Below are 616 nucleotides of genomic sequence, written 5' to 3' on the forward strand. Positions count from 1 at the left end.
ATCGCGCGCCAGACCGACCTGCTGGCCCTGAACGCGGCGGTGGAAGCCGCCCGGGCCGGCGAGCACGGCCGCGGCTTCGCGGTCGTCGCCTCGGAAGTCCGCAAGCTGGCCGAGCGGTCGCAGACCGCCGCCACCGAGATCGGCGCGGTGTCTTCGGACACCGTCAAGGCCGCCCAGTCGGCCGGCGAGATGCTGACCAGCCTGGTGCCCAACATCCGCAAGACCGCCGAACTGGTCGCCGAGATTTCGGCAGCCTGCCGCGAGCAGGACATCGGCGCCTCGCAGATCAACGAGGCCATCCAGCAACTGGACAAGGTCACCCAGCAGAACGCCAGCGCCTCGGAAGAGATGTCGGCGACCTCCGAGGAGCTGGCCGCCCAGGCCGAGGAGCTGCAGACCTCGATCGCCTACTTCCGCACCGACTCGACGGGCAGCGCCGCGCGCAAGCCGGCCCGGGCTCCGGCCCGCCGCGCGGCGCCGGCTCCCGTCGCCCGCAAGGCCGCCACGCCGGCCCGTCCGACCGTGGCCGCCCAGCAGGCCCGGGCCAGCGGCTTCGCCCTGGACCTGACCAACGGCGGTCCCGACGCCCAAGACGCCGACTTCCGGGACTATGCGT

1 protein-coding gene is annotated in these 616 nt (G+C 73.4%); it reads left to right on the forward strand.

Going from position 1 to position 616, the window contains the following annotated elements; all coding sequences use genetic code 11:
* Positions 1–616 (forward strand): methyl-accepting chemotaxis protein (locus AC1DYP_RS24790; RefSeq protein ID WP_477048561.1); only part of this gene is annotated, 616 nt, incomplete at both ends.

The organism is Caulobacter sp. P1_D6, assembly GCF_056406095.1.